The organism is Oceanobacillus sp. J11TS1, assembly GCF_018333215.1.
In the GTDB taxonomy this organism is placed as follows: domain Bacteria; phylum Bacillota; class Bacilli; order Bacillales; family Amphibacillaceae; genus Oceanobacillus.
The window spans coordinates 20,622-27,241 of the sequence record NZ_BORO01000038.1; the positions used below are offsets into that span (position 1 = coordinate 20,622).

The window sequence follows — 6,620 nt, forward strand, 5'->3', positions numbered from 1 at the left end:
TTCATCCATTATTAGAACTTTGCACGTCCGGAAGAGCGAGAGTGTCCGCCGCCGGTAATTCTTGTGCCGCCTCCGCTGCCTCCACCAGAATTCTTTTGAATTTTTGTTTTCGTAACGGATTTGCGTAAATATCTATCCGATTTGCTTTTGACCCGTGAATTATTTGCATCAAGATACGTATTCGCATTGACTGTTACACGTCCGCCCATATTAAAAATCATGGAACCCACAATAATTACTCCAATTATAACAGCCGCCAGCAAATGAAACCATGTTTGAAGAAAAATACTATCCGGACTGACAATCGGATTTACATCCATATACCGATCAACTTTCTCAAAATATAGCAAACTGGCATCGTAAAAATTATCAGCGGATAAATCAGGAACTAAGTCGTTGGCGAGTTGCTGAGCACGATCGTTATCTACATACTTTTCCCCTTTATAAAATCCACCAATATCAACATCCCTATCACCGGCTCCACCTGAAAAATCAAGTCCCATAATAACGGTATCGCCATGGGTTTTATCATAACCTGGTCCCTGTTCATCATAGAAATCATCGATATAATCACCGATGTCTCTTCCATCCGACTCATCCTTAGTTAAGATAAGTATATCAATCTCATTTTCTTCACTGTATGCTGCTGCTTTTTGCTCTAAGTCAGCGCGCTCATTATCAGTAAATATATTCGCATCATCATAGATATACTGCTTCTCTGCAAAAGCAGAAGGAAGAATGCATAAAGATAAAAGGATAAGGACACTGAATGTAATCAGATGCTTTCTCATAAAATATCACCGCCCAGCATAATAGCGATTGTTTTTAGTACAACAAACGATCCGCCGGCAATACCGGAAAACCAAAGTGCTGCCTTCGAATAGCTGAGTGGCGGTTTGCCGACAATTTTTCCCGTTTGCCCATTCATCGCAAAGGTGTGTTCCTGTTTGTCAAAATCATAATAAACCATCCAAACAGGTAATAGAACATAATAACTGTTTGCTTTCTTCGTGCGAACATTTTTCTGTTCATAGCTAACAGAATCGTATCCGCGAACTGTAGAAGCGATATAAGTTTCTACAAATCCTCTAATTTTTGCTTTTACCCTGTCAAATAATTCATCATCCGTGTAATTATATTTTTCTGCTAAGTACCCTGCTAAATAAGGTGTTTTAAAATTCTCTAGCTTGTTATAATCATAAGGCTCTAATTTATCCATCAACGCATCATTCATTTTTTCAGATGCATCCACAGGAACTTTTAAATAACTGATATCAATATCCCGGCGCACGCGATAATATTTCGTTTCCGTATAACGATAGTCTCCGCGTCGATACGTACGTACTTTGGTTCCTGTTGCCTTCACCTCTACGTCATTATCTAAATCATACATCCAGAACGGGACATACATGCCAGTAATATTTTTGACACGGTCAGCTGTCATAAAGCCTTTTGGCGTTAATCTCCCATTTTTACACCATTTTTTAAACGCCTGCATTGCTTCCTCTTTACTTATTGTAAATGGAATAACTTTTGCAGGTGCTAAATCACCCGATAACCTGTCAGCGAGAACCACCCCGGCACCACAAAAACTGCAAGATGTCGCTGTTGTATCTCCATCCGTCAGAACAACAGCTCCACAGTTTTCACATTGGTATTCCTTCGCTTCATCTTCTTCAAAAGACCGTGTGATGTTTACGTCGTCATACGTATCTATATGCTCCTCATGGCCACAGCTCTCACAAGCTAAATGACCAGAAGTGCTGTCAAATCGCATATCGGCACCGCAATTTGGGCATTTATAATGAACTAACATTCCTCTTCACCTCATTTTTCTGATCGTAATTCAAGCAATGCCTCTGCCTCCGCAAGCTCAAATTCGACTTTCTCCTCTTCTGCTGTTATATATTTGATTACATCTGATTCTTTCCCCTTCGACGCAGCCTCTCTCTGTAATGCATCAAGACGGTCAAAGGTTTCTTTAAATGTGTGACTCATCCGGTCATAGCTTTTTTGATAAGGAACCATGGAAGCTTCTAAATCATATTTTTGCTGTTGCAGTTTTTCAACCTCTTGCAATGCTGCCTCTTTTTGTACTTGAAAACGTCTTTTTTCATTCGATTGCTCTGTTCTTTCTTCATATCTGGTAAACTTATCTGCCAGTTCCTGCTGTTTTAAAATCTCTTCATTTGTGCGTGTGATATTTAGTTGAATGGTATCTATTTTAGCACGCATTTCCCGCATGACTCTTTCCATTTCTTTTTTACTTTTTTGTAAGTTCAGCTTGGTTTTCTTTGCATCTCGTTCAGATGAATGAAAGCCTTTAAAAAAACCCATTCAGAATCATCCCTTTCTTCCGTGCTTTAGTAATTGTACGTTTCATCCTTTTAAAAGGTTTCAGTTGTCTTGTTATCCTCAAACTATTTTCCGGGGCATAACGTTCGTAATCAATCTAATTATCTTTCATAATACCTTATTCTCTTTTTACAATTCTAATACAATCGCAGGCACTTTCTTTTACAAGATTGCCATATTAATAGCTTTCCGACATGAAAATGAAATAAAAAAATAGCGAAAATCCTCACAAAACGTTGATATATCCAATGTCGAAACGTGTCTTGCCATGTAATATATTTTAATAATTTGTTATCGTTCTTTAAAAGCCTGGTCACCTTCTTGTGATATCTCTGTGTTACCTTGTACGTAGTGAAACAATAAAAGCCAAGCTAAAGTATTGCTGGGCTGAATCAAGGGTGATCACGTCCGTTGTCTCTTACTTCCATCAAATTAATTCCCCTTTTTATCGTGAAGGGAGATTTACGGACGATGGCACCATGATGGAACGAAATCAACTACATAGATTTCTGTTTTTCAACAAAATCATAGCAAATTTCAAGGAGGAATTCTTATGGCACCACTAAATTTGAATGCGAAAAAATATGTTATTTCAACTGCGTTTGCAACAACGCTAGCACTAACTCCAATGGTAGGCTCTAGTGTGTTTGCAAGTGCAGGATCTTCTGCTGGAGATATCACCTACGAAGAAAGTAACCTTCCTGCTATTCATGAGGGGCAAGCTACAGAGGAAGCACCTGCTGCAACCATTAACACGTCTCTCATCCAACAAGGTGATATTGGCTCACATGTAGAAGACTTACAAAGCACTCTTCAAGCACAAGGCTACTATTCTTATAATATAGATGGTATTTTTGGAGATATTACAGAACAGGCTGTGAGAGATTTTCAGGCGGATCACCAACTTCAAGTAGATGGCATCGTTGGAACAAATACTTCCAATGCACTTGCACTGCCAGCTGCTTCCAATGAAACAGCTGAAGAACCAGCAGAGGAAGGAAACATTATTATTGAAGAAACCGACAACACGAATGATTCCAGCAGTAATGAAGCTGAAACGGTACCATCAGCCACTGCCGCAAATGTAGTAGCAGCTGCTGAAAGTGTGCTCGGCGTTCCTTATCAATGGGGCGGAACAACGGCTTCTGGATTAGACAGCAGCGGTTTTATCAATTATGTATTTAATCAAGTAGGCGTGGATATTTCCCGTACACACCGTGAAATGTGGGTAAATGATGGCGTTCATGTAGATTCTCCAAGCATAGGAGATGTTGTCTTCTTTGAAGGGACATATGATGTAGAAGGAGCATCCCATAGCGGAATCTACATTGGAAACAATCAAATGATTCATGCTGGTGATGAGGGTGTTGTTGTCGCTGATATGAGTATTGATTATTGGCAAAACCACTATATCGGAGCTAAATCCTTTATACAATAATTATAGAAAACAAGCGCGAGCCATTGCGCTTGTTTTTTATGTGCCATTATAAATTTCAAGGTTGAAATATCTTTTACTTATTGCCCCTGATGACGGCGGAAGATCTAAAACAAAACGAGAAACTTATACCGTAAATTTTTAAAATAAGATAATTTCATATAGACTTTTTAAATTTTTTGCGATATACTTATCAACAATTTATTAGAAGGATTTCCGGAAAAAGGGATAAAGGTAGATTCTACATAGATTAAATTTTCGGATTAGTTAAATATTATACCTTTGACAATTTACAAAATCTTTGCGCTCCATTCCATTTACCCAAATTGAAAGTTTACTTGCTATCTAAATATAGCAATAAAGCGAGAATCAAAATAAACCTACGGAATCCTAATCTATTACATAAGAGTAAGGGAGCATCATAGGAGATGAAATCATTAATTAACATCAGTCAGTTTTCGAACAAGTATTTTGCATTCATAACTATTTTAGTCGCTGTGACAGCGTTCTTTTTGCCCGGCGGTTTCAGTTGGTTAAATAATTATATGCCCATATTGCTTGGAATCGTCATGTTTGGAATGGGACTTACCATGACGCCAAGCGATTTTAAGCTGGTATTAACAAAACCCGTACCGGTTATTATCGGTGTTATTTTACAATTTACCATTATGCCGTTACTTGCATTTGGAATTGCAAAGCTTTTAAATTTACCGCCAGCTTTAGCAGCTGGAATTATCTTAGTAGGATCTGTTCCTGGTGGCACTGCATCGAATGTGATGGTATATCTTGCGAAAGGAAATGTAGCATTATCGGTTACAATGACATCTGTATCTACTATGTTGGCACCAATTATGACACCAACGCTTTTATACCTGTTGGCTGGACAATGGATTCCTGTAGATCCTATTGCAATGTTTATTTCCATTATTCAAGTTATTATTGTTCCTATCATTTTAGGATTTATTGTTCAAAAGTTCTTCCCATCACCGGTTGAGAAAAGTGTAGAAATACTGCCGCTAATTTCAGTTATAGCTATTTCTGGTGTAGTAGCAGCAGTAGTTTCAGGAAATACAGAAAATATCGCATCTTCAGGGCTGCTCATTTTTGTCACCGTCCTCTTGCACAACTGGTCCGGGCTGCTTCTTGGTTTTTTAGTTGCCACACTGCTGCGTCTCAATGAAGAAACAAGAAGGGCGATATCCATTGAGATCGGCATTCAAAATGCAGGATTAGGCACAACCTTAGCAAGCACTCATTTTGCAGCACAGCCACTGACCGCATTGCCTGGTGCCATTGCAGTAGTTATGCATGTCATCAGCGGCTCTATTCTTGCATCAATCTGGGCAAGAATACCAGCGAAAAAGGAGAAATTAAGTAAGAGAGAAGCAGCTTAATTAACCCCGTATATCACGAAAGATAATACGCATCTGTCTATTTATCTTATCAAAGCCGAAAAGAAGAAAAGTTCATACTTTCATTATAGAAAACAAGCGTGAGCAATTGCGCTTGTTTTCTAGGTTTATTTTCCCTATTATTCTATCTGATTTTTGTTATAATAAGAATAATTCAAGCAAAGGAGCTGATTAGAATGAAACAGATTATATGGGTGATTGAAAAGTAGAGCATTTTTTCCTTTTCAATCATTTTATTATGAAAAGTACAGATAAAATGAAGTGAAAAGGAGTTACATTAATTTGATGTATAAGGATAAAGATTTAATCATTCGGCCAATCGAGAAAAAAGATCTCCCTCGCCTATGGGAGCTAATTTACAAAGAAGAGCACCCAGAATGGAAAAAATGGGATGCTCCATACTTTCCACACAAAACAAAATCATATAACGCTTTTTTATCTGAGCAAGAACATTGGATAAACAGTGAAAATTACTGGACCATTGAAGTCGAAGGAAATGTTCAAGGAACGGTTTCTTACTATTGGGAACACCAGCCTTCACAATGGCTTGAAATTGGCATCGTATTACATGAAGCAGACTCATGGGGGAAAGGTGTCGGTACCCGTGCTTTAAAATTATGGATAAACCATCTTTTTAACCAATTACCACTGGTCCGTGTCGGTTTAACGACGTGGTCTGGTAATCAGCGTATGATTCGAGTTGCCGAAAAGCTGGGTATGCAAATGGAAGCGCGAATCCGGAAGGTCAGGTATTATAATGGAGAATATTACGATTCAATCCGTATGGGGTTACTGCGTGAGGAATGGGAGAATCAGCACGGTTACTCTTAATCTATAAGACAGGTCTTTTAAATGGGCCTGTCTTTTCACTTTTTGGACATCAGTAATCTTATAAGATACCTTTGGTTATCTTCGTTAATACCCTATTAAGCGCACTTGAACAAAAAAAGAGTACCACAGCTATAATTACAAAAAATGCGGCGTAGCGGAGGAAAGTAAACGAAATAAAGCTGACAAGCCAGTTTCCCACATAATATATAAGTATGGTTGCAATCGCAAGCGTTATTAGAAACGAAATAATAACACCTATTATTTGAGCATAATGAAGCTTTAGATACTTTTCTTTAAGCTCTTTTCTGTTTTTCACAAGAGTACACACTAACAAAACAACACTTAAGACAGAAAATACATTAGCCAAAAACAGCCCCCCAAATTCAGTAAACCTTTAAATATTTTTTCAGTATGTAGATATTTATAAAAGCTTTTTCGTTTTAACAATAAACGCTCTTTCTGGTACTGTCAATAAGTTTGTGTAAATTAATAGGGTATCCTCTCTATTGGGATGTATTTTCAGACACCTTCCCCGGGTACCCGGGGAAGGTGTCTGAAAATTAGCTCGTTTCTTACCTACTCCCCGT

7 protein-coding genes are annotated in these 6,620 nt (G+C 38.1%); 3 read left to right on the plus strand and 4 right to left on the minus strand.

Going from position 1 to position 6,620, the window contains the following annotated elements:
* Positions 1–11: 11 nt before the first annotated feature.
* The 3 genes from KI343_RS18460 to KI343_RS18470 are packed head-to-tail and all read right to left on the minus strand — an operon-like array spanning position 12 to position 2,337.
* Positions 12–791, minus strand: coding sequence for a TPM domain-containing protein (locus KI343_RS18460; RefSeq protein ID WP_212927889.1), 780 nt, complete (start codon positions 789–791; stop codon positions 12–14).
* Positions 788–1,816 (minus strand): TFIIB-type zinc ribbon-containing protein, encoded by a 1,029-nt coding sequence (locus KI343_RS18465; protein ID WP_212927890.1) that lies wholly within the window; start codon positions 1,814–1,816, stop codon positions 788–790. The genes KI343_RS18460 and KI343_RS18465 overlap by 4 nt, the downstream gene beginning before the upstream one ends.
* An 11-nt stretch (positions 1,817–1,827) precedes the next feature.
* A complete protein-coding gene (locus KI343_RS18470) occupies positions 1,828–2,337 on the minus strand; it encodes a hypothetical protein (protein ID WP_212927891.1) in 510 nt (169 codons plus the stop codon).
* 571 nt (positions 2,338–2,908) lie between these two features.
* Between KI343_RS18470 and KI343_RS18475 the strand changes: the two genes are divergently transcribed.
* The 3 genes from KI343_RS18475 (at position 2,909) to KI343_RS18485 (ending at position 6,033) form a co-directional block, all read left to right on the plus strand.
* Positions 2,909–3,793: a C40 family peptidase gene (locus KI343_RS18475; protein WP_212927892.1), complete on the plus strand. Its 885-nt coding sequence runs from the start codon at positions 2,909–2,911 to the stop codon at positions 3,791–3,793.
* Positions 3,794–4,218: 425 nt separating this feature from the next.
* A complete protein-coding gene (locus tag KI343_RS18480; protein ID WP_212927893.1) occupies positions 4,219–5,184 on the plus strand; it encodes a bile acid:sodium symporter family protein in 966 nt (321 codons plus the stop codon).
* A 303-nt stretch (positions 5,185–5,487) separates the two neighbouring features.
* A complete protein-coding gene (locus KI343_RS18485) occupies positions 5,488–6,033 on the plus strand; it encodes a GNAT family N-acetyltransferase (protein WP_212927897.1) in 546 nt (181 codons plus the stop codon).
* 58 nt (positions 6,034–6,091) lie between these two features.
* Here KI343_RS18485 and KI343_RS18490 read toward each other — a convergent pair whose 3' ends face one another.
* Positions 6,092–6,400, minus strand: coding sequence for a hypothetical protein (locus tag KI343_RS18490; protein ID WP_212927894.1), 309 nt, complete (start codon positions 6,398–6,400; stop codon positions 6,092–6,094).
* Positions 6,401–6,620: the final 220 nt, after the last annotated feature.

What these genes read in the sequence shown, in the direction of transcription:
- KI343_RS18460 (WP_212927889.1), bottom strand. Translation starts at nt 791, where the DNA reads ATGAGAAAGCATCTGATTACATTCAGTGTCCTTATCCTTTTATCTTTA.
- KI343_RS18465 (WP_212927890.1), bottom strand. Translation starts at nt 1,816, where the DNA reads ATGTTAGTTCATTATAAATGCCCAAATTGCGGTGCCGATATGCGATTT.
- KI343_RS18470 (WP_212927891.1), bottom strand. Translation starts at nt 2,337, where the DNA reads ATGGGTTTTTTTAAAGGCTTTCATTCATCTGAACGAGATGCAAAGAAA.
- KI343_RS18475 (WP_212927892.1), top strand. Translation starts at nt 2,909, where the DNA reads ATGGCACCACTAAATTTGAATGCGAAAAAATATGTTATTTCAACTGCG.
- KI343_RS18480 (WP_212927893.1), top strand. Translation starts at nt 4,219, where the DNA reads ATGAAATCATTAATTAACATCAGTCAGTTTTCGAACAAGTATTTTGCA.
- KI343_RS18485 (WP_212927897.1), top strand. Translation starts at nt 5,488, where the DNA reads ATGTATAAGGATAAAGATTTAATCATTCGGCCAATCGAGAAAAAAGAT.